Source organism: Mycobacterium sp. UM_11, assembly GCF_001414075.1.
Classification (GTDB): domain Bacteria; phylum Actinomycetota; class Actinomycetes; order Mycobacteriales; family Mycobacteriaceae; genus Mycobacterium.
Window position 1 is genome coordinate 1 of sequence record NZ_LATC01000053.1, and the last position, 21,870, is coordinate 21,870.

Annotated in this window: 20 protein-coding genes; 8 read left to right on the top strand and 12 right to left on the bottom strand. The window is 68.0% G+C overall.

All coding sequences use genetic code 11. From position 1 onward, the window contains the following. On the top strand, positions 1 to 759 hold a 759-nt coding region (locus WU80_RS14605; RefSeq protein ID WP_055405778.1), incomplete at its 5' end, for an enoyl-CoA hydratase/isomerase family protein. Positions 760 to 825: 66 nt separating this feature from the next. Here WU80_RS14605 and WU80_RS14610 read toward each other — a convergent pair. The 8 genes from WU80_RS14610 to WU80_RS14645 are packed head-to-tail and all read right to left on the bottom strand — an operon-like array spanning position 826 to position 9,475. Continuing rightward, entirely contained in the window at positions 826 to 2,523 is a 1,698-nt protein-coding gene (locus WU80_RS14610; RefSeq protein ID WP_055402176.1) for an FAD-binding protein, read from the bottom strand. Further along, the gene (locus WU80_RS14615; RefSeq protein WP_055402222.1) at positions 2,520 to 3,908 is read right to left on the bottom strand and encodes an SRPBCC family protein; all 1,389 of its coding nucleotides are present in this window, start codon (positions 3,906 to 3,908) and stop codon (positions 2,520 to 2,522) included. The genes WU80_RS14610 and WU80_RS14615 overlap by 4 nt, the downstream gene beginning before the upstream one ends. An 8-nt stretch (positions 3,909 to 3,916) precedes the next feature. Beyond that, the gene (locus WU80_RS14620) at positions 3,917 to 5,452 is read right to left on the bottom strand and encodes an acyl-CoA synthetase (protein WP_055402178.1); all 1,536 of its coding nucleotides are present in this window, start codon (positions 5,450 to 5,452) and stop codon (positions 3,917 to 3,919) included. A 21-nt stretch (positions 5,453 to 5,473) separates the two neighbouring features. Next, positions 5,474 to 6,346 carry an enoyl-CoA hydratase-related protein gene (locus WU80_RS14625; RefSeq protein WP_055402180.1) on the bottom strand — a complete coding sequence of 291 codons (873 nt, stop codon included), beginning with the start codon at positions 6,344 to 6,346 and terminating at the stop codon, positions 5,474 to 5,476. Positions 6,347 to 6,366: 20 nt separating this feature from the next. Beyond that, entirely contained in the window at positions 6,367 to 6,603 is a 237-nt protein-coding gene (locus WU80_RS14630; RefSeq protein ID WP_055402182.1) for a lipoyl domain-containing protein, read from the bottom strand. Further along, positions 6,596 to 7,606 carry an alpha-ketoacid dehydrogenase subunit beta gene (locus WU80_RS14635; RefSeq protein WP_055402224.1) on the bottom strand — a complete coding sequence of 337 codons (1,011 nt, stop codon included), beginning with the start codon at positions 7,604 to 7,606 and terminating at the stop codon, positions 6,596 to 6,598. Before WU80_RS14635 ends, WU80_RS14630 begins: the two co-directional genes overlap by 8 nt. A 17-nt stretch (positions 7,607 to 7,623) precedes the next feature. Next, complete coding sequence (locus WU80_RS14640) at positions 7,624 to 8,607, bottom strand: thiamine pyrophosphate-dependent dehydrogenase E1 component subunit alpha (RefSeq protein ID WP_055402184.1); 984 nt, start codon at positions 8,605 to 8,607, stop codon at positions 7,624 to 7,626. 4 nt (positions 8,608 to 8,611) lie between these two features. Next, on the bottom strand, positions 8,612 to 9,475 hold the full coding sequence (locus WU80_RS14645) for a mycofactocin-coupled SDR family oxidoreductase (protein ID WP_055402186.1): 864 nt from the start codon (positions 9,473 to 9,475) through the stop codon (positions 8,612 to 8,614). Between the two features lie 267 nt (positions 9,476 to 9,742). Here WU80_RS14645 and WU80_RS14650 point away from each other — a divergent pair, with 267 nt between their 5' ends. From WU80_RS14650 to WU80_RS14660, 3 genes are all read left to right on the top strand, one after another. Further along, entirely contained in the window at positions 9,743 to 10,975 is a 1,233-nt protein-coding gene (locus WU80_RS14650; RefSeq protein WP_055402188.1) for a CaiB/BaiF CoA-transferase family protein, read from the top strand. A gap of 106 nt (positions 10,976 to 11,081) precedes the next feature. Beyond that, the gene (locus tag WU80_RS14655) at positions 11,082 to 12,446 is read left to right on the top strand and encodes a wax ester/triacylglycerol synthase domain-containing protein (protein ID WP_055402190.1); all 1,365 of its coding nucleotides are present in this window, start codon (positions 11,082 to 11,084) and stop codon (positions 12,444 to 12,446) included. 242 nt (positions 12,447 to 12,688) lie between these two features. Next, on the top strand, positions 12,689 to 12,976 hold the full coding sequence (locus WU80_RS14660; RefSeq protein ID WP_055402192.1) for an ANTAR domain-containing protein: 288 nt from the start codon (positions 12,689 to 12,691) through the stop codon (positions 12,974 to 12,976). A gap of 64 nt (positions 12,977 to 13,040) precedes the next feature. Here the strand turns inward: WU80_RS14660 and WU80_RS14665 are convergent, their stop codons facing one another. After that, entirely contained in the window at positions 13,041 to 13,787 is a 747-nt protein-coding gene (locus tag WU80_RS14665) for an IclR family transcriptional regulator (protein WP_055402194.1), read from the bottom strand. Between the two features lie 66 nt (positions 13,788 to 13,853). Between WU80_RS14665 and WU80_RS14670 the strand changes: the two genes are divergently transcribed. Next, entirely contained in the window at positions 13,854 to 15,194 is a 1,341-nt protein-coding gene (locus tag WU80_RS14670; RefSeq protein WP_055402227.1) for an FAD-binding oxidoreductase, read from the top strand. Next, positions 15,194 to 16,018: a DAPG hydrolase family protein gene (locus tag WU80_RS14675; RefSeq protein WP_055402196.1), complete on the top strand. Its 825-nt coding sequence runs from the start codon at positions 15,194 to 15,196 to the stop codon at positions 16,016 to 16,018. The genes WU80_RS14670 and WU80_RS14675 overlap by 1 nt, the downstream gene beginning before the upstream one ends. Positions 16,019 to 16,175: 157 nt before the next feature. Here WU80_RS14675 and WU80_RS14680 read toward each other — a convergent pair whose 3' ends face one another. Beyond that, on the bottom strand, positions 16,176 to 17,939 hold the full coding sequence (locus tag WU80_RS14680; protein ID WP_055402229.1) for a DUF4407 domain-containing protein: 1,764 nt from the start codon (positions 17,937 to 17,939) through the stop codon (positions 16,176 to 16,178). 185 nt (positions 17,940 to 18,124) lie between these two features. Between WU80_RS14680 and WU80_RS14685 the strand changes: the two genes are divergently transcribed. Together WU80_RS14685 and WU80_RS14690 are read left to right on the top strand one after the other, a co-directional pair. After that, a complete protein-coding gene (locus WU80_RS14685) occupies positions 18,125 to 18,682 on the top strand; it encodes a hypothetical protein (protein WP_055402198.1) in 558 nt (185 codons plus the stop codon). A gap of 116 nt (positions 18,683 to 18,798) precedes the next feature. Then, positions 18,799 to 19,227 (top strand): SRPBCC family protein, encoded by a 429-nt coding sequence (locus WU80_RS14690; RefSeq protein WP_082459812.1) that lies wholly within the window; start codon positions 18,799 to 18,801, stop codon positions 19,225 to 19,227. A 24-nt stretch (positions 19,228 to 19,251) separates the two neighbouring features. Here the strand turns inward: WU80_RS14690 and WU80_RS14695 are convergent, their stop codons facing one another. Together WU80_RS14695 and WU80_RS14700 are read right to left on the bottom strand one after the other, a co-directional pair. Next, entirely contained in the window at positions 19,252 to 19,530 is a 279-nt protein-coding gene (locus tag WU80_RS14695; RefSeq protein WP_055402202.1) for a hypothetical protein, read from the bottom strand. A gap of 84 nt (positions 19,531 to 19,614) precedes the next feature. After that, on the bottom strand, positions 19,615 to 21,360 hold the full coding sequence (locus tag WU80_RS14700) for a molybdopterin-dependent oxidoreductase (protein ID WP_055402231.1): 1,746 nt from the start codon (positions 21,358 to 21,360) through the stop codon (positions 19,615 to 19,617). Positions 21,361 to 21,870 lie beyond the last annotated feature (510 nt).

A 21,870-nucleotide genomic window follows, 5' to 3' on the forward strand; every position in this document is an offset into this window, starting at 1 on the left:
AAGGCCAACACCAAGGATGCGGTGCTGGTCACCGAAGTCGACGAGTGCCTGCACGAGGCCGACCGGGACAAGGAGATCAAGGTCGTCATCCTCAAGGCCAACGGAAAGGGGTTCTGCGGCGGGCACGTGGCTCGCTGGGGACCCGACGAGAATCCGTATCCGGACTTCGGCGAGACGTTCGAGGATCTGTACAAGGGCACCGCCGACCTGTTCCTGTGGCCGACGCTGTACCTGTGGGAGTTTCCCAAGCCGACCATTTCCGCGATCCACGGCTACTGCATGGGCGGCGGGATCTATCTCGGCCTGCTCACCGACTTCTGCGTCGCGTCCGAGGACGCGTATTTCCAGATGCCGCTTGCCCAAAGCCTCGGCGAGCCGGGCGGGCACACGATGATCGAGCCGTGGTTGCTAATGAACTGGCATCGCACCATGGACTGGCTGCTGCTGGCCCCCACGCTCTCCGCGCAGGAGGCGCTCGACTGGGGCCTGCTCAACAAGGTGGTGCCCCGCGACGACCTCGACGACGTCGTCGAGGAGATGGCGCGCAAGATCTCCCAAATCCCGTTGACCACGCTGATGGCGGTGAAGAACAACGTCAAGCGCGCCTGGGAACTGATGGGCATGCGGGTGCACCTGCAGGTGAGCCACATCCTGACGAACATGGTCGGCGCCGCCTCCGACGTCCAGGCGCGGCGGGCCGAGCTGAAGCAATCGGGCATGAAGCCGCGCGATTTCGTCGGCCGTGACGAAAATCCCTAGCGCGAGCAGACGCAAAGTCGCATCTTTCGGCGTCCGATTGGGCGATTCTGCGTCTGCTCGCGATCTCTAGCGGTTTCGCTCGCCGGCGACCCGCCGGCCGGCGGCGTGGCGGGCGGCCACATAGCCGAACACCATCGTGTAGGCGATGCTGCCGCCGGCGCCCAGATAATTGCGGCCCATCACCGTCGCCGTGATGTTGCCCGTCGCATACAGCCCGTCGATCACGCAGTCGTCCTCGTCGAGCACCTGGGCGTGCTCGTTGGTGATCACCCCGCCGCACGTCCCGACGTCCGCGGGAACGACCTTGGTGGCGTAGTACGGCGGCCGCGCGAGGGGGCCAAGGGCGGCGTTCGGGCGATACCCCGGATCGCCCAGGCAGTCGTTGTACGCCGACTGGCCACGCCCGAAGTCCGGGTCGAGGCCTTTGACCGCAAAACCGTTGAAGCGCTTGATCGTCTGCTCCAGCGCGTCGGCCGGCACGCCCATCTGGCGCGCGAGGTCACCGACGGTCTGGCCCCGGATTACCGCGCCCCGCGTGATGAGTTCCTCGGGCAGGCTGCGCTTCTTGAACGGGTTGGCGCCCGACACGTACCGGCCGATGTAGCCCTCGTCGAAGACCATCCAGCACGGCACCGCCTTGTTCGCGTACATCGCCTTGCCGACCTCGACGTAGGAGTTGGACTCGTTGCAGAATCGCCGGCCGGTTCCGTCGACGTAGATCGCGCCGGGCCGCTGCCGGCCGCTGCCCAGCGCCCGGGCGGCGTCTCCACCGTCGGCGATGAAAACCGATGGCAGCCACCAGGCCTCGTCCATCAGGTCGGTCTTGGCGCCCAACCGGATGGCGGTCTGCAGCACCTCACCGGTGTCGCCGGCGTTCGCGATCGACCACAGGCCCTCGTTGGGTTGCTCGCCGCTGTAGCGGCGGCGCATGTCGGCGTTGCGGCTGAAACCGCCCGCCGCGAGCAGGACGCCCTTGCGAGCCCCGACGTTCAGCGCGGTGCCGTTGCGCGCGACGCGCGCCCCGACGACACGCCCGTCCTCGATGATCAGGTCCTCGATGGCGGCGGCCGTCCAGATCGGTGGCTCGCCGCGCAAATCGATCAGCGCCTTGAGCATCTGGCCGATGAGCGACGCGCCGTTGGTGAGCATCTCCCGGCGGCGCAGCCGCGCCGCCCTGGTGCGGGCGAACACCCGCATGGCCACCGCGAAGGCTCGCGGCGACCGGTTGAAGTACTGCACCGAACGCAGCTCGTTCGTCTTGAGGACGAACCCGCCGTAGCTCTTGGCCATCGAGGGCTGGACCCGGTCGTGCCAGCTGCCCAGCGCGGCCGCGTCGTAGGGCACGCATTCGATGGCGCGACCGGCCTCGTTGCCGCCCTTGTGGTTTGGGTAGTAGTCGCTCCAGCCCGGGCAGCGCACGAACCGGACGCCCTTGCGGGTCAGGAAGTTGATCATCTCGTAGCCGGCGGTCAGGAACATCTCACGGCGGGCCGGGGACGACGCGGGGCCGATGTCGCCGACGACGTCGTCGAAGTACGCCAGGCCGTCCTCGTGCGAGTCTGGAATGCCGTCGGCGCGCATCAACGGGTTGTTCGGCAGCCACACCATGCCGCCGGAGAGTCCGGTGGAACCGCCCACCAGGGGCTGCTTCTCGATCACCAGGGGCTCGATCCCGGAGTCGAGCGCCGCCAACGCCGCGACCATGCCGCCCCCGCCGCTGCCCGCGATGAGCAGATCCACACAGCGGTCCCACCGGGTCGTCATCGTGCCTCCGACGTCGCGTGCAGGCCGAGATCGGCGATCGGGACGTCGATGGTGGTGTTGGTCTTCTGGATGGCCGGCACCAGGGCCTCATACGGCAGGCCGGCGAGGAACCCGTCGATGACGCGTTCGAAGTTGGAGATCAGGCCTTCGATTCGGCTGGACAGGCGCATGTATTCGAACCCCTTGGAGTGCAATCCCTTTTGCTGTCTGGGCAGATTGGAGAAATCCTGCGCGGGGATCGGCGGCCAGCGCGGGTCGTCGGGTGCCATGGGCTCCGGCGGTGTCGGCCGGCCGGTGATCTCCTCCGGTGGGATGCGGGTCAGCGACCAGATCTCGAACAGCGTTTCCTCGGGGCCGAGCGGGCGGATGCGATACGAGGAGGCGCTGCTGTACTGCGGGAGCAGAAAGTAGTGCGGGAACGCGAAATTGATGGCCTCGGTGATGCCGCGCCGCTCCAGCTCGTTGAGGTCGGGGATGTCGCAACCCCGGGCCCGATGCCAGTGGACGATCGCGTCGTTGAGGGTGCTGCGCCAGAGGGCCATCGCCGCGGCCGGGTCGGCCGGCAGCTCCATGTCCTGCAGGCCCTCGGCGATGCGGACGTCGTTCTCATGCGTCATGCCCGCCATGCCTTCGCCCAGCGTGCGCATGAAGTACAGGTTGGTCCGCGCCAGTCCCGGTGGCTTGGCGGCGTCGGGCTGCGTGGGCATGCTGGACGGCAACAACTGGGGGTGGGTCTGCGGCACGTGGTAGCCCTCCATGAACGCGGCCGTCGCCAGCTTCCAGTTCACCGGGAGCCGGCACGACTGCCACCACTCGACGCGCAGCGACTCCACCCTCCAGGCGTCGTAGATCGATGCGAATGGCTCGAAGCAGTCGCGCAGCGGCGGGGCATCGTCGTCGAGGTTGATCCACGCGCATCCGCCCCAGAGCTCGCATCGAACCGAAACCAGCCGAAGATCCTCCGGGTCCAGGTTGTGCTCGTCGAACTCCTCGGGCCGTAGCACGAAGATGTTGCGTCCGTCGATACCCCAACACCACCCGTGGAACGGGCACACGAACGTGCGCCGATTACCGTTGCCCTCCACCAGCTTTACGCCGCGATGGCGGCAGGCGTTGTGATAGGCGCGGACATTTTCGGCGTCGAGGCGCACCACGATCACGGACTCGTCGAGGATCTCGTATTCGACGTAATCGCCGGGCTTGGGGATCTCCTCGAGCCGGCATGCCATCTGCCAAACCCGAGGCCAAAGCAGCTCCTTCTCCAGCGCGAAGAATTCCGGGTCGTAGTACCGCTGTTTGGGAATGCGGTCGGCGGCTTGTACGGCCAGCGGGACCGGCAGTGGGGTCCAGTTCGCGTTGACTTTCCGGGTGGTCACCATGTCCATTCCCTCGCTCATAGGATTCGGGATGCCCGCCCCTGCCAGTAACGCTCACGAATGCGCCTCTTGTACAGCTTTCCGTTCGGGTCCCGGGGTAATTCGCCGACGAATTCGACGGTGCGCGGGCACTTGTAGCCGGCCGCGTGTGCCCGGCAGTACTCGATGAGCTCTGCCTCGAGGTCCGGTCCCGGCGTGATGCCGTCGACCGGCTGCACGACGGCCTTGACCTCCTCGCCGAACTCGTCGTTGGGGACGCCGAAGACGGCCGCGTCGACGAGCTTGGGATGCATGATCAGCAGGTTCTCGATTTCCTGGGGGTAGATGTTCACCCCGCCGGAAACGATCATGAACGTGGACCGGTCGGTGAGGTAGAGGTATCCGTCCTCGTCGACGTATCCCATGTCGCCCAGGGTGCGCCAGCCGCGGTCGTTGGACACCGACGCGGTCTTGGCGGGGTCCTTGAAGTACTCGAACGCGGGCCCGCCCTCGAAGAACAACTCGCCGGCCTGGCCGGCGGGTAGCTCCTGGCCGTCGTCGGAGATGACGTGCACCGGTGACATCGGTCTGCCCACCGAACCCGGGTGGGCGAGCCATTCTTCCGGGCCGATCGTCGTTCCCGCGAATCCCTCGGTGCCGCCGTAGTATTCGTGGATGATCGGCCCGAACCACTTCATCATCTGATGTTTGACGTCGACCGGGCAGGGCGCGGCCGCGTGGATCACGCACTGCAGGCTCGAGACATCATACCGTTCCCGAACGGCCTTGGGCAGCTTGAGCATTCGCACGAACATGGTGGGCACGAACTGGGCGTGCGTGACGCGGTGGGTCTCGATCAGCCGCAGGACGGTCTCGGCGTCGAACTTGCGCATCAGGATCGCCGCCGCCCCGACGCGGTTGACGGCCATCGTGTAGTTCACTCCCGCGGCGTGATAGAGCGGTGCGGGGGACAGGTACACGCTCTGACGGGTCATCCCGTACTTGTGGGTGAGCGCCAGCTCCAGCACGGCCTGCGCCCACGAGCCGTTGCCGTCGACGGGCAGCGGCCGGCGGACGGCCTTGGGCCGCCCGGTGGTTCCCGACGAGTACAGCATCTCCGACCCGTCCGACACCGGGGGCGGGTCGCCCGCCGCCGCCAGCGCGTCCTCGTAGTCACGCCAGCCGGCCAGGTGGCCGCCGACCGCGAGGTGGACGGTGACGGCCGGGTTGGCCGCGCGCACGTGCGCGGCGAGCTCGGGCATGCCGGAGTCCACGAACACCGCCCGCGCGTCGGAGTCGTCGATCACGTAGGCGACCTCGTCGGGGGTGAAGTGGGTGTTGACCGCGGTGTAGTAGAGGCCCGAAAGCTGGCAGCCCCAGGTGATTTCGAGGAACTCGGGCCGGTTCGACAGCGCCAGGGCCACGCCGTCGCCGGGGCGCAGCCCGGCGTCGTGCAGCGCGGCGGCGACGCGTTGGCTGCGGGCGTACAGCGCGGAGTGCGAGATCGTGTCGCCGCCCGCGACGATGAGGGCCGGCGCCTGCCCGGCCCTCGTGGCGTGGTCGGCGATGTTCACCGGCGAGCCCCCGCGGAAAACCTAAGTGGCCGTTGCGCCGTCGGTCGACGCGGCCGCCGCGGCCTGGCGCCGGGCCTGCTCGGACGGCAGCACCTTGTCCCGGAAGACCGTCTGGATCAGCTCCTGGACGTCCTTGCTGATGGAGGCCAGGGCGACAAGGTCGTTCGAGCTTTGCCAGTGCACCCGCATGCCCATCAGTTCCCACGCCCGCTTCAGGTTTGCCTTGGTGGCCAACAGCGTGGTCATCGGCGCCTGCGCGATGTGGCGGGCGATGGCGTCCACCCGGTCGTCGAGCTGGTCGCGTGGCACCACCTCGTTGACCAGCCCGACCTCCAGCGCCTTCTTGGCGTCGATGACCTCGGCGAGGTACAGGTAGTAGGCCGCGCGCCGCCAGTTCATGAAGACCCAGGGCTCGATCGAGCACTCGCCGGACGGCATCCCGAAACCCTGCAGCGGCGGGTAGGAGAAGTAGGCGTCCTCGGAGGCGATGACGATGTCGGTGGTCAGGCCGTAGTGGGTGCCGCCGCCGACGCAGTATCCGTGCACCTGGGCGATGGTCGGTTTGGAGAACTCCCACAGGTTGAGCACGGGCTTGACGAACAGGTCGGTCTGCGGCTTCCACGGCGTGCCCATGACTTTGGCGCCCTCGACGAACGCCGGGTAGTCGACCGCGTTGTTACCGATGGCGTGTCCCGAGCAGAAGCCCTTACCGTTGGCCTTCAGGACGAGCACCTTGATGTCGTAGTCGCGGTCGGCGTCCAGGAGCGCGGCATCGACCTCTTCGGCCAGCTTCTGGTCCTGGGCGTTTGCCTTTTCCGGCCAGTTCAGCGTGACCCGGGCGATGGGCCCCTCTTTTTCGTAGATGATTCTCTCGCGAGTCTCGTTGAGATCCATACGTGCTCACCTTTCCTGGTTCACGAAGTGATGACGCCGATTTGGGCGCCGATGTCATAGGTGGTTCCGACCTGCCCCGTCCACCGCACGGTGCCCGACGCTCCGGCTTCGATTTCCTGCTCTACCTTCTCGGTCGCGATCACGTAGATCGGCGTGCCCGCTTCCACGTGCTCCCCGGCGTCGACGAGCAGACCGGTCAGCTCGGCCTCCGACACGGCCACCGAGACCCGCGGGATGCGAATGATGAAGTCAGCCATGCACTCTCGCCCCCGCACCCGTCTTTTCGAGGGTCCGCTGCGCGGCGGCGATGATCCGCTCCGGCGAGGGGTATATCTGCGCCTCGAGCGCGGCCGCGGCCGGGTTCGGCACGAATCGGGCGGCGACTCGTTCGACCGGCGCGGCCAGTTCGGCGAACAGCTCCGAGTGCAGGATCGCGGCGATCTCCGCTCCGGGACCGGCGAATTGGACCGCGTCGTGGATGACCACGGCCCGGCGGGTGCGGCGGGCGGAGTCGACGATGGTTTCGACGTCGAGCGGCACCAGGGTGCGCAGGTCGACGACCTCGGCGCTCACACCCTGTTCCTGCAGTGCGGCCGCGGCGGCGAGCGCGTCGTGCACGCAGCGCCCGTAACCGATCAGGCTCACTTCGGTGCCGGGCCGCTTGATGTCGGCTTGGCCCAACGGGATTGAGAACCCGGGGTCGACGGGCACGGGCCCCTTCTTGCCCTGCAACCGGATCGTTTCGACGAACAGGCAGGGATCCTCGTCGAAGATCGCCGTCGTCAGCAGGCCCTTCCCGTCACGCGGGGTGGCGGGCACGATCACCTTCATGCCCGGGATGTGCATGAACCACGCCTCCAGGTTCTGCGAATGCGTGGCGCCGGTGGCCAGCCCGGAGTAGACCTGGGTGCGGATGGTGATCGGCGCCGAAGTGCGTCCGGCGGTCATGAATCTCAGCTTGGCCGCGTTGTTGATCAGCTGGTCGGCGGCGATGCCGATGAAATCCATGATCATGATCTCGGCCACCGGCAGCAGGCCGTCGATGGCGGCTCCGATGGCCGCGCCGACGATCGCCGCTTCGGAAATCGGTGTGTCCAAGACGCGTTCGTGGCCGTACTTTGTCGACAGACCCGCGGTCGGCCCGGACGCTCCTGGATCGGCGATGTCCTCGCCGAGCAAGAACACCCGGTCGTCGGCCGCGAGCGCCTGGTCCAGAGCGAGGTTGAGCGCCTCGCGCATCGTCATCTCTTGTTCTTGCATGTCGTCGTCTTGCCTGCTCACACCGGGAACTTGATCGGGGTCGCGTACACGTCGAGGTCCAGCTCGTCGATCGAGGGCGAATCCGCGGCCAGCACGGCCCGCAGCGCCGTCTCCACCGTCGCGAGTGCCTCGTTGTCGATGCGATCGAGGTCTTCGCGATCGCAGATGCCGGTTTCGGCCAGGTGATCGCGGAATCGGGGGACCGGGTCGGCCTCCATGGCGGCGGCCAGCTGATCCTTGGGGATGTAGGGCATCCGGTCGCCGAAGTAGTGGCCGCGGAACCGGAACGTCACGCATTCGATGAAGGTGGGGCCTTCGCCGGCGCGGGCGCGTCGCAGCGCGTCCTCGACCGCCGATTTGACCGCCAGCGGGTCGTTTCCGTCGACGCGCACCCCCGGCATGCCGTAGCCCGCCGCCCGGTCCGCGACGTGTTCGAGCTTCATCGTGTCGGCCGTGGGGGTCATCTCGGCGTACAGGTTGTTCTGGCAGACGAAGACGATCGGCAGGTCCCACAGCGCGGCCATGTTCGCCGCCTCGTGGAAGGAGCCGGTGTTGGTGGCGCCGTCGCCGAAGCTGACCACCGTGACGCGATCGGAGCCCTTGCGCTTGGCCGCCATCGCCAGCCCCACCGCCACCGGCGGTCCGGCCCCGACGATGCCGGTCGAAAGCATCACGCCCCGAGCGGGATTGGCGATGTGCATGGTGCCGCCCTTGCCGCGGCCGGCGCCGACGGTGCGGCCCATCATCTCGCCGTAGAGCTCCTCGAGCGGGACGCCCTTGCCGATGAGGTCGTGCAGGCCGCGGTAGGTGGTCACCAACTGGTCGTCCGGGCGCAGCGCGACCCCCATCGCGGCGGCGATGGCTTCCTGTCCGCGCGAGGGCCAGTACACGCACATGAACTCGCCGGTGCCAATGCCTTTGGACAGCCGGTCGTCGGCCGCCTTCATCAGCGCCATCAGTTCGTACAACCGGCGCTCGACGCCCGTCGCCCCCTCGCTCATGCGATCACGCACCCGACCACGGCTTGACCTTCAAAAAGCCCCCGCCGTCGACACGGAGTTGTTGCCCGGTGATGTAACGCGCCGCGTCCGACGCGAGGAACAGCACCGCCTCGCTGATGTCCTCGGGTTCGACGTAGGGGATCGGCATCGCCTGCACGAACGGGAAGACCGGTTCGGCGTCCTCGCGGGTCGGCTCTTTCAGGTCGGGCCGGAAGGCCCGGTACATCGGCGGGCTGTGCAGCATGTCGGTGTTGACGTTGGTGGGGTGCACGGCGTTCATCCGGATGGAGAACCGGGCCAGCGCCAGGGCGAAGTCGTTAACATAGTGCGCGGCAGCCAGTTTCGCGAAGGCGTACCCGGCCCCGCCGGGGCCCCCGTCGATGCCCGTGGTGTTCATCGACGACATGAACGCGGCGTTGGAACCGATCACGATGATCGACGCGCCGGCTTGCAAATGCTTGAGGCTCGCGTGCACCAGATTCAGCACGCCCACCAGGTCCACGTCCACCGCGTCGGCGAACGCCTGCGGGGGCAGCCCCGCGGTCAGCGGGCAGATGCCCGCGTTGGCGACGACGACGTCCAGGTGCCCGAATTCGGCGACCCCCTCGTCGATCGCCGCGGACAACGCCGCGCGGTCGCGCACGTCGGCGACGGCGGTGAACGCCCGCTGGCCCTCCTTCTCCACCAACCGGGCCGTCTCGTCCAGGTCCTCCCGCCGGGCCAGGGGGTACTCGTTGGTCTCGATGTCGGCGCACAGGTCCACCGCGATGATGTCCGCGCCCTCGGCGGCCAGCATGCGCGCGTGTGAACGCCCCTGACCGCGCGCCGCGCCACTGATCACGGCCACCTTGCCCGTTACCCTGCCCATCGCCCGTCCTTCGTCCCGTGGCCCGCTACCGCGTTGCGGCCCAATGCGATTCGTCGGCGTCGCCGCCCGCGCGAAGCGGGTGGCGCGGTTGGCGACCCGGTTGCGCCCAGGTGCGCGGTCACGGGTGTCGGAACGGCGCCGACGGTCGGATCCATCGCATCTCTTCTCCAAAAAACTGCCCTGACCTGCAGCGGGTCGACCGCTACGCCTTAGACTAGCTAGAATATCTAAAATAGCAAGGAATGGTCGTGGGGCGAGGAGTCGGGAATGTCGGACGTGCGCGGTGGTGTCCTTTCCGGGGTGCGGGTGGTCGAGTTGGCCTCGTGGACCTACGTGCCGTCGGCCGGTGCGGCCCTGGCGGACTGGGGCGCCGACGTGATCAAAGTCGAAGGCGTCGCCTCGGGTGATCCGGGGCGCGCCCTGGTGGTGGGCGGGTTCACCCGGCAGGCGGCGCGCCCGGATGCCGACTTCATCCTCGAGCTGGGCAATCGCGGCAAGCGCAGCATCGCCATCGACATCAAGTCCGAGACGGGTCGGGAGCTGTTCGGCCGCCTGTTGGCCAGTGCCGATGTGTTCCTTACCAATTGGCTTCCCGGCGCGCTGGAGCGGGCCCGGCTGACCGTGGACGACATCCGCGCGTTCAACCCGAAAATCATCATCGCGCGCGGCACGGGGCTTGGGGTGCGCGGGCCGGATCGCGACCGCGGCGGGTTCGACGCGGCCACCTACCTCGCGCGGGGCGGCGTCGCCTACACGCTCACGCCGTTCGGCACCGAGACGCCCGCCGTGCAGGGTCCGGGGTTCGGTGACCTGCAGGGCGGGGCGACGCTGGCCGGCGGCGTGTGCGCCGCGCTGTTTCATCGCGAACGCACCGGCGAGCCGACGATCGTCGATTCGTCGCTGCTGGCCCAGGCGATGTGGGCGATTGCGCCGTCCATCTGCGCGGCCGACTTCTTCGACATCGACGGCATCCCCGGCGCACCGCCCGGGTTGGCCATCAACCCCCTCGTCAACAGGTACAAGACCCGGGACGGCCGGTGGATCCAGTTGGTGTTCTTGCAGCCGGACAAGTTCTGGGCGGGTTTCTGTCGGCGCATGGGCCTGGCCGAGCTCGCGACCGATGAGCGTTTCGTGCCGTCCAGCAACCTGATAGCCAACGCCGCGGCCGCCACCGAGATCCTGACCGACGTGTTCGCCCGCCACGACCTGGCCCACTGGCAGAAGGCGCTCGAGGACGAGCCCGGCGTGTGGGGCGCCCTGGCGACGCCGCGGGAAACCCTCAACGATCCGCAGGTCGAGCCCAACGGGTATGTGATCACCAACGTCGACGATTACGGCGAGACGTACCGGATCGTCGCCGCGCCCGTTCAGTTCGACGAAACCCCGCCGGGGCCCGCACGAGCGCCGGAACACGGCCAGCACACGGAGGAGATCCTGCTGGAACTCGACGTCGACTGGGACGACATCGCCAGGGCCAAGGACCTCAACGCCATTCTCTAGGGCGCATCGACGAAAGGCGCAATCTATGAGGACCAAAGTCATCGCGTGCCGATAACCGGGTGACCTGGGCCGCCCGCAGTCGTACGTTCGGTGCGAGGAGACCGACATGACTGCATTCATGCGCGCCAGCGACGCGTTCACCTGGGCAATGGAAAGTGACCCACGGCTGCGATCCACCGTGGTCAGTGTCGTGCTTTTGGACCGGTCCCCGGACTGGGACGAAGTGCGGACGCGGTTCGACCTGATCAGCCGCACGCTGCCGATGTTCCGGCAGCGGGTGGTGCAGTCGCCCCCGCCGGCCCCGCCGCGGTGGGAGAACTATCGCGACTTCGACCTGGACTACCACCTGCGGCGAACAACCCTGTCCGCGCCCGCGACCCTCGATGACGTGCTCGAGATGGCGCGGGTGGCCGAGATGCAGGACTTCGACCGGGCCCGCGCGCTGTGGGAGACCACGTTCGTCGACGGCCTGCAAGACGGTGGGGCCGCCATGATCTGCAAGTTCCACCACGCGCTCACCGACGGGGTCGGCGGTGTCCAGATCGCGATGAACCTGTTCGATCTCTCCGAAGATCTGTATCCGCTCGAATCCCTGCCGCCCGAACCGGAGGTCGCGGAGTCGTCGCTGCTCGGGGGCTATCGCGATGCGGTGCGCTATGACACGGGCCTGCTCAACGGCGCCCTGACCGGCGCGGCCACCCGCGTGCCGCGCATGATGTACGACGGTGTTCGGCGGCCCGTGGCCACCATCCGGTCCGCGGCGACCACCGCGGCGTCGGTCTACCGAACCGTCCGGCCGATAAACCGGACCGGGTCGTCGCTGGCGACCGACCGCGGCCTGATCCGGCGCCTCGGCGTGCACCAGGTGCCGAAGCGGCCGCTGCGGGAGGCGGCCCACCGCTGCGGCGGGGCGCTGAACGACGCGTTCGTCGCCGGGGTCGCCGGCGGACTGCGCATCTACCACGAGAAGCACGGCGTCGAGGTGGGCGACTTGCACATCTCGATGCCGATCAGCCTTCGAACCAAAGACGACGGCATGGGCGGGAACCGGATCACGCTGATGCGCTTCGACGTGCCCGTCGGCGAAGCCGATCCGGCGAAGCGCATCGCGGCGATACGGCGGCGCACCGCGGCCGTGCGCAACGAAAGGTCGCTGCCGTACACGCAATTGATCGCCGGAATGCTGAACCTGGCGCCCCGGTGGTACATCGGCTCCGTCCTGCGTCACGTGGATTTCGTGGCCAGCGACGTGCCCGGCGTTCCGGTGCCGGTGTTCCTCGGTGGCGCCGCGGTGCGCGCGCAATATGCCTTCGGCCCCACGATCGGATCGGCGGTCAACGTCACCCTGCTCACGTACGTCGACACCTGCGCGCTCGGTTTGAACATCGACACCACCGCGATTCCCGACTACGACGTGTTCCATGACGCGATCGTCAGCGGTTTCGACGAATTACTCGCCTTGGCAAGCTAATTCGAATTACGCGGTCAATCGCGAAACTCCCGGACGACATGGGATTGGTTGATTAGCAGCCGATCCCGAAACGGTCACGGGCGCGTATCGATCTCGGCGGTGCTCTGGCACAACGTGCCCGATCGACAAATCATGGCACAGGGCGCTATTGAGGTTTGCGGCCGCGACGATGCGTAGCGCAGGAATTCCTCATCCGCTACGCGAGTGCGGATTCGCGACGGCGCCGCAGGAGGTATCCATCAATGACGACGAATTGGGTTCCCGCCCAGACTTCGTGTGGCCCGCACTCCGGCCGCATTCTCGACACCGCGCGGGGCATCCTCATCGGCTTGCGCCGCTGCCCGTCGGACGCCGCGCTGGACGAGCTGCACAGCGCGGCATTGCGACACAAGGTGCCGGTATTCGCGATGGCCTGGGCGCTGGTGCACCTGGCCGGCGACGGCGAGAAGACACCGAGCTTCACCGATGCGCAGTCCGCGGCTCGGCACGAGTGGGGACAGCTGTTCGCGTCGGCCGCGGTGCCCTGTTGACCCGTTGGGACGGCCGAGCTTTCGAGGGGTAAACCCGGCCGTCTCCAACATCACCTCGAAGAGGTCAGCGGGCCCAGGCCGGCGATTCGGCCGCCGCCCGCAAGGCGGCGACGATGCGCTCTTCTTTTTCGCCGAAGCGCTCCGTCGGCGCCGGCACCGAGATGGCGACCATGTTGTCGGCCGTGGCGCGCCGCGCGATCGCGGCCGCGGAGATCCCCGGCGTGTGCTCGTCACGGTCAAAAGCGATTCCCGTGCAACGGATCTCGTCGATCTCAGCGCGGAGCCGGTCGGCGGTCTCGGCGGGCAGGCGCGCGAGCACCGCCTCTGCGTCGGCGTCGTCGAGGGCCGCCAGCGCCGCCTTGCCGTTGGCGGTCGACTCCAGCGGGAACCGGACGCCGATGGACGATACGGCGCGCAGGCGGTGCGTCGATTCGATCTGGTCGACGAACCACATGCGCTGCCCGCGCAGCACCGACAGGTCGACCGTTTCGCCGTCGGTCGCCCGCGCCACCCGTTCGATCGTCGGCCGGAAGATCGCCGAAAGGCGCGCCCCGTCGGAATTGCCGAACCCGAGCAAGCGGTCGCCGAGGGAGAAGCGCCCCTGGGAATCGACGCTGGCCAGCCCGACCTCCACCAGGCCCACCAGCAGTCGGCGGGACGTGGACTTGGCCAGGCCCAGCCGCTCACCGAGGTCGACGAGCCGCAGCCGGCCGGGCTCCGCGGCGATCTCGTCCAGCGCGGCCGCGGCGCGCCGCAGCACCTGGATCCCTTCGTCGCGAGCGGCCGAATGATTTCTCCCCGGGGACGGCATCCGTCCACTATAGTGTTCCGCATCGCGGATCGTGAAGATCCGAAGTACGAATCGAAGGGGATTCGGATGAGCGGGCTACCGGACGGGCGGCACCACTTCCGCGGCGATGACGGCTACGAGGAGGCCCGCCGACGCACCGTGTGGCACCAGCGGGTGCCGGACCGCTATCCCGAAGTGATCCTGCAGGCCGTCGACGCCGACGACATCGTTGCCGGCATCCGCTACGCCACCACCCACGGGCTGAAAGTCAGCGTCGTCTCGGGCGGGCACAGCTTCGCCGCCAGCCACCTGCGCGACGGCTCCGTGCTGCTCGACGTCAGCCGCCTCGACCACGTCTCGATCGACACCGAGCAGGGCCTCGCCCGAGTGGGCCCGGGCAAGGGCGGCAGCCTGCTGATGGCCGAGCTCGAGGCGCAGGGCCTGTTCTTCCCCGGCGGCCACTGCAAGGGCGTCTGCCTCGGGGGCTACCTGCTGCAGGGCGGCTACGGCTGGAACAGCCGCGTCTACGGACCGGCCTGCGAGAGCGTCGTCGGCGTCGACGTGGTCACCGCCGAGGGCGAACAGATCCACTGCGACGCCAGCAACAACGCCGATCTCTACTGGGCGGCGCGCGGCGCGGGGCCGGGCTTCTTCGCCGTCGTCACGGCGTTCTACCTCAAGCTCTATCCGCGCCCCGCCGTGTGCGGCACCAGCGTCTACGTCTATCCGTTCGAGCTGGCGGACGAGGTTTTCACCTGGGCCCGGGCGGTCAGCGCCGACGTGGACCCCCGCGTCGAGTTGCAGGCCGTGGCCTCCCGCGGCGAGCCGAACATGGGCATCGAAGTCCCGTGCATCTCGTTCGCGTCGCCGGCGTTTGCCGACTCCGAGGAGGAGGCCGAAAAGGCGCTGTCGCTGTTCGGCACCTGCCCGGTCGCCGACCAGGCGCTCGTGAAGATTCCTTACCTGCCAACCGATTTGCCCACCTGGTATGACGTCGCGATGAGCCACTACCTGTCCGACCATCACTACGCGGTGGACAACATGTGGACCTCGGCGCCGGCCGAAGACCTGCTGCCGGGCATCCGGACGATCCTGGACACGATGCCCCCGCATCCCGCGCACTTTCTGTGGCTGAACTGGGGACCCTGCCCGCCGCGCCAAGACATGGCCTACAGCATCGAGGGCGACATCTACCTGGCGCTCTACGGGTCCTGGAAGGACCCGGCCGACGAGGCGAAGTATGCCGACTGGGCGCAGTCCAACATGACCGCGATGTCCGAGTTCGCCATCGGCATTCAACTCGCCGACGAGAACCTCGGCCGGCGGCCGGCGCGGTTCGCCAGCGACGCAGCCATGGCCAAACTCGACCGCGTGCGCGCCGAGTACGACCCCGACGGCGTGTTCAACAGCTGGATGGGGCGACTGTGATGGGCGGCAACCTGTATCTGGGCTACCGCGACGACGACGCGAAAACCCCGTTCGGCAAGTTCTTCATGCCCGAAATGGCCCCGCTGCCAAGCCATGTCGTCGAGGCACTGAACCACGGGCCGCAAGGCGCGATGGCGCTGCCGGCGTTCGACGACGCCGCGAGCGTCGCCGAGGACGGCTACCAGCGGACCGAGAATGGCTACGGGGTCCTCGACGACGGCGGTTACCAGGTGTCGGTGCGCACCGACATGCCGGACGTCACGCCCGCGATGTGGTCCTGGTGGTTCGGCTGGCACGGTTGCGACACCCGGCGTTACAAGCTGTGGCACCCGCGGGCGCACCTGAGCGCCGCCTGGAAAGGGCAGCGGCAAGACGGCCGCGATGACGAGGGCGCCAGAAGTTGCCGGCGCTACATCGGACGCTGGTCGTTGATCAGCGAGTACATCGGCTCGACGATGCTCAACGGCGCAATCCAATTCGTCGATCCGGCGAACATGGGCTGCCCGCCCGACAGCGATACGGCGGTGGCGATCTGTGCCCGGCTGGGCTCCAGCGAGGCCCCCGTCGACGTCGGATGGTTCATCCACCACGTCCGGTCGACCCCGGCCGGGGCCGAGATGCGGTCGCGCTTCTGGATGGGCGGACGGCACATCGAGGTGCGCAACGTGCCGGGCGTCGCGTCGCGGGCGGTGCGCCCGATCGCCGCGCGGGTGCTCGGTAACGCGGAGACCAGCGCGCGCAACCTGATGGTGCATTGCGCCCAGGAGATGAATCACCTGGCGGGCTTCCTCCCGCAACTGTTCGAGGCCTTCGGCGACGAATAGACGGCCGCTAGCGGCGCAGGGTGGCCTCGGGCGCCTCGGCGCGGTGGTTGGCGGGTGCGGATTCTCGCGCGCTGCCGAGGTAGCCCGCCAACAGCACGAGCGCGCAACCGGCGAGCTGGAGGGCGGACGGGTCCGCAGGTTCTACGAGCGCAGGTCGTCAGGCGGGCGGCAGCTGTCGCGGGCCGGCGGGTGAATCCAGCTCCGCCGGTCCGTCCCGCCGCGTCAGTTCCGGATCCGTGCCCCGCTGCGACGTGCCGAGCGCTGGGCCACGCCGCGCCCGGCCGCCCACCTGCCGGTGCGTTACCACCGGACGGTCCGCGCGCGACGAGTCGATGAATCCGCTTCTCGGGGAATCGGATTCGCTGGCGGCGGGGGACGCGGCGGCCCCCTGGCCCGGCTCGGAGCTTTCGGAGTCCAGCGTTATTTTGTGGGTGCGGCGCAGGGCGAAGGTGATCTCCTCGACCTCTTCGAAGACCTGGCGAGCGGTGCGCAGCGGCGCGCTGGTGGTGTCGATCACCCGCGCGACGAACGGCGGCACCAGCGGGCGGATCCACCGCGCGGCCGCCTTGGTGGCGTCGGGAATCGACGGAATCGGCGACGCGGTGCGCTCTTCACGGGGCGCGACCTCCCGCGCGACGGGCGCAGGCATGTTCTCCACCTCGGCGCTGTGCGTCGGGGTCGGCAGCCCCATGGCCGCGCGGCTGGCCGCCTCGGCTTCCGCCGCGATGGGCAGGTAGATGTCGTCCTGGGCCGGCTCGAGGGCCGGCTCGAAGGCGCGTTGCGACGATGCCTTCACCACTGGAGGTTCGATGGCATCCGCGATCCGCCGGCGCTGCTGCTCCCGGTCGATTTCGGTCTGGGCTTCGATGGCCAGCCGGGCCTGGGTCAGCTGGTGCTCGGCCCACATGATCTCGGCCTCCCGACGGACCTCGGCCCGCTTGATCGCGATCGCGGTGTCCGCCTCGAGTTCCGCGCGTTCGCGCTCGGCGCGCGCCGCCGTGTGGCGATCGTGGGTGGTCTCGCCGCGCCAGCGGCCCAGGATCAGCGGCAGCAGGTAGAGGAGCACGCAAAAGGCGTCGGTCAGCAGCCGAAGCGTCAGCGCGCCAGCGCCCAGGTCGTTCATCGCGACCCAGCGCGCGCCGAGTCCGTGATCGGCGCCGGCGACCACGCCCTGACGCGCTTCGTCCAGCGCTCGCTCCTGGCGCGCGATCGTCGCGTCCAGCGCGGGCGCCTGGCGGTCGCGTGCGGCCAGGGCACTGTCGAGTTCGCGCTGGCTGTCGGCGAGAAGTTCGTTCGCCGTTCGTGTTTCGGGCCCGGCGCCGGGGTCACCGGTGATTCGGGTTTGCGGGCAGCCGGGAGTCGGATGGTATTCGCAGCGCGCGGTGACCAGGGCCTGATCCTGCTGCTGGTGGGCCCGGTCGACGGCGCCGTCGAGCGCGGCGCGCGCGTTCCTGGTTTGCTGCAGAGCCGCCGACGCCTGCGCGACCGGGGCCGACGATCCGGCGCCGCGCAGGGCGCGTTCGTCGAGACGGTGGTCGATCGAGCCGGATAGCAGGACGATGGCGGCAAGTTCACCGACGACGACGCCGAGCGCCGCCGCGACCACCGCGCGTGCGGCAACGCCGGGGCGGCCGCGGTGAGACCCCGAGGTGGTGGCGCGGGTGACCGCGCCGATGAGCAGACCGAAGACCAGGGTCAGGGGCACGACGGCAAGCAGTGGCCAGCGGGCCGACTCGCTCACCGCCAGGGTCGCGACCAACCAGGCCAGCAACCCGCCGAACAACACCACGGCGCCGGCCACGGCGTGCGTGGACCGCTCGTGGCGCTCACCCAGTTCCCGCGACTGCCCGCCGCCGAGCCAGGTGAGCACGCCCGCGGGCGACACGTCCGAGCGCCGGTCGGTAACCATCTGGGCGCACATCGAAAACACCTCCCAAGTCAACAAGCCTCCCAGGCCACCGGCCGCCGCACCGAATCGAACGGCCCCCCGTGTGGCGTGCTTCACAACGTGGCCGAATCGCCGGTGATCCGGGCGGGACGCGGATTTTTGGCGACGCGTGCAGATCAGCGACGGTTCCGACGGCCGACATGAGACGGTATAAGCCTATGGAGAATCACGATTATCTCACCTACGAAGAGTTCGGACGCAGATTCTTCGAGGTCGCCGTCACCCCCGAGCGTGTCGCGGCCGCCTTCGCCGACATCGCCGGCAACGAGTTCGCCATGGAGCCCATCGCGCAGGGGCCCGGCGGCATCGCCAAGGTGAGCGCCAACGTCAAGATCCACGAACCCAAGGTCACCCGTCGCCTGGGTGACAGCATCACGTTCGTCATCCACATCCCCCTCTCGATCGATCTGCTGCTCGACCTTCGGCTCGACAAGCAGCGGTTCGTGGTCTCCGGAGACATCGCGTTGCGGGCGACGGCGCGGGCCGCCGAGCCGCTGCTGCTGATCGTCGACGTCGCCAAGCCGCGTCCCTCGGACATCACGGTCAACGTGTCGTCGAAGTCCTTCCGCGGTGAGGTATTGCGCATCCTCGCCGGAGTCGACGGCGAGATCCGCCGGTTCGTCGCTCAGTACGTCGCCGAGGAGATCGACGCGCCCCAGTCGCAGTCCGCGCAGATAATCGACGTGGCCCAGCAATTGAACGAAACCTGGCCCTAGCGGGTAACGCATAGGCCCGGCCCGGCCGGGGTACTCACCTGCGAGGTGCGCGCTGGCGGCTCGGGTTGCCGTGTCGGCGCCAACCGCCATCATCGTCTGGGGAGGAGCGGCAGGACTTGGCACGAGTAGATGTTTCGGTGTCGTCAAAGGTGGACCCGGAGGCCGCCTGGAAGCTGGCGTCCGACCTGAGCCGATTCGACGAGTGGATGACGATTTTCGCCGGCTGGCGCGGGCCCATTCCCGACCAGATCGAGGAGGGCACCTGCGTGTCGTCGTGCGTGAAGGTCAAGGGTTTCCGCAACGTCATTCACTGGACGGTCACCCGCTACGACGAACCGAAATCGATTGAGCTGCAAGGTCGCGGGCGCGGCGGGATTCGTCTCGGCGTCGCGATGACCGTCACGGACAAGCATCCGGGGACCGATTTTCACCTCACCGCCGACCTGCGGGGCGGATTGCTCAGCGGTCCGATCGGAGGGTTGGTTGCCCGCGTTCTGCGCTCCGACGTGGAAAAGTCCGTGAAAAACCTCGCCTCGCTGCAATAGGCTCGCCGCAATAGTCGAGAGCGCCTAGCGCGCCGCGTGGCCGAACGGCCAGTCCCGCTCCGCCTCGCGAATCCGCCTGCGGTCCATGGCAAGCCATGCCAGGCCGGCCCCGAACGCGAGCATGGCGAAGATGGCGGCGGCCACCCCCACGCCGGCGTCGCCCAGCGCGAACGTCGCCACGCACACCGCGAACGCCAGGACCGCGGCCCCGACGATGACCAGTCCGGGCGTGCGCCCGAAATCGTCGAAATCCGGCTTGGGACCGCGCCGGCGGGTGGTGCTGTCGACAGGGCTGTGCGTCATGGCCGCCTCCTCCGGTCGCTTCGTTCGGGCGCTTCCGTGGAGCTACCCGAATCGCCGTCGGAACAAACGACGCGTGCGCGGGGCCTACAGCGTCTGATGCCGCCCGAAGTACTTGTGGTCCTCGCTGTAACCGCCGTAGCCGCTGCCGATGTCGCGGTAGTCGGCGACGAACTCGATTCCCTTGATCCACTTGACGAGCTTGAACCCGTGCTGCAATTCGTTGCGCAACCGCAGCGGCTTGCCGTGCATGTAGGGGAGCGGCTGGTCGTTCATGTTGTAGGCGAGCATCGTCATGTGGTGGTCCATCTGACCGATGTGGTGGGCGTTGTAATAGATGCCGCCGGTCGCGCCCAGGCCCATCGAGTAGAACACCGCCCATTTCGCTTCCGGCAGCGGCTTGACGATGTCCATGATCGTCTTCATCTGCACGCCACCCCATTTCGCGACGCCCGACCAGGCCTGGATGCAGAAGTGCTGGCTGATCTGCTCGTGGTAGGGCAGCGCCTGCAGGTCCTCGAGCGAGAACTCCATCGGGTGCTCGACCAGACCGTAGACCTTGAGCCGCCAGTCCTTGAAGTCGTTGGCCTCCAGTTCCTTGTATTCGACGGTCTCCGGCAGGCGGCCGTTGCGCCAGTGGTGCGGCGAGATGTCCTTTTCGGTGAAGGCGCCCGGCTTCGGGTCGAGTTGCTCCAGCAGGCGCTGGAACGGGCCGACGAGCGCGTAGCCGACCCGCTGGATCACCCGGGGATGGCGAATGGTGAAGGGCGTGGCCCACACCCAGGCGACGGCCGTCACCACCATGGCCGCGGCGAAGATCCAGAAACCCACCCAGCTGTCGTCGTCACGCGAGGCGAACATGTGGTTGAGGTTCTGCAGCGCGCCGGTGGTCAACACCATCGTCACGTGGACCAGGATGAAGAACAAGAAGTACACCAGCACAACGAAATGCAGGGAGCGCGCGTGCTGAATGCTGAGCCGTTTGCTCAGCCAGTGGACGCGCTGCGACAGTGCCGGCGACATGCCCAAGCCGGTGATCAGGGCCGCCGGCGCGGCGATGAAAACCGTCGTGAAATAGGCGAGCAGCTGCAGGCCGTTGTAGGCGACCCAGCCGTTGTCCTTCGGCCAGTCCAGCGAGAGATACTGCACCGCAACGGATACGGCGTTGGGAAAGACATCCCAACTGGTGGGCACGATGTGGCGCCACTGGCCGGTGGCGAACAGCAGCACGTAGAAGACCAACCCGTTGACGAGCCAGAGCACGTCGATGCCGAGGTGCCACCACCGAGCCAGCCCGATGGAATGCCGGAATCCGGGCAGCCCGAGTTGCGGCGGGAGCGCGACGGTGTCGGCGTTGGCGGTCCACAGTTCGTCGTCGGGCACCGGCGGCCCCACCCGCAACCACTCGTCCTTGCCCGGGGTGGCGTTGCGGCTGAAGTAAAGCCGGGGATGGTCACACAGGATCTGGATGCCCGTCCGGATGATGAACATCATCATGAAGAGGTTGAAGAAGTGGGTCCACCCGATCCATGCGGGCAGGCCCGGGCTGACGCCGGTGTGGGTGTCGGTTCCCGGGTAGCGCTGGATGAACGACTGCACCGCCGGCATATTGTGCAGGCCTTTGCCGATCGCCACGCCCACGACCAGCAGGGCGAAACCGATCGGGATCAGCCACAGCAGGTTGAACCACCGGTCGCGGCCGATGCGCAGCTTCGGCGCGGTCGCCCGCCGGGTGAGATCGAAACCGCCACCGTAGGTTTCGACATCGATGATGTCTTCGGCGGTGTGGATCTCGTTGCGGTAGTCCGGGGCGGACTGAAGCGGCGTGCCCACCGCGAGTGTCGATACGTTGCCGTTCGGTGCCTGCCGTTCCGCGGGGGCTTCAGGAGTGTCGACGTTGCGGTTCCGATGTTCGGTGTTCGTCACGCGGCCGAAAATACACGAACGCGATTGGATTAATTGGACTCGATCGGGAAGAAAAGCGCCGCCACGCGGCGTCCGAGACGGTGCGGCCGCCGGCAACAGTTGCCGACGGGCAAAATCCGCCCCGGCACGGATAGACATTTCAGCATTTGCCCAATAAATCCGCTGATATCGCCGCATATACGGTTCCTTAAAGGCGCCTGTGGATTTGGGCACAAGTGTCTGGATGATCCCGGTCGGTGCGCCGGGCGCCACGCATCGGCGCGCCGGCCGGGTTCCGGAAGCGGGTCCCGCGCTATTGCACCGCCGCCCACGGCGCGATGCCCGCCGGAACGGCGGCGTTTGGCACCTGCCAGCAAAATGAATTCGCGGCACAAAGCCGAGCGTTCCCACCAAAGTTGGGTTACTGTACGGCGTCCG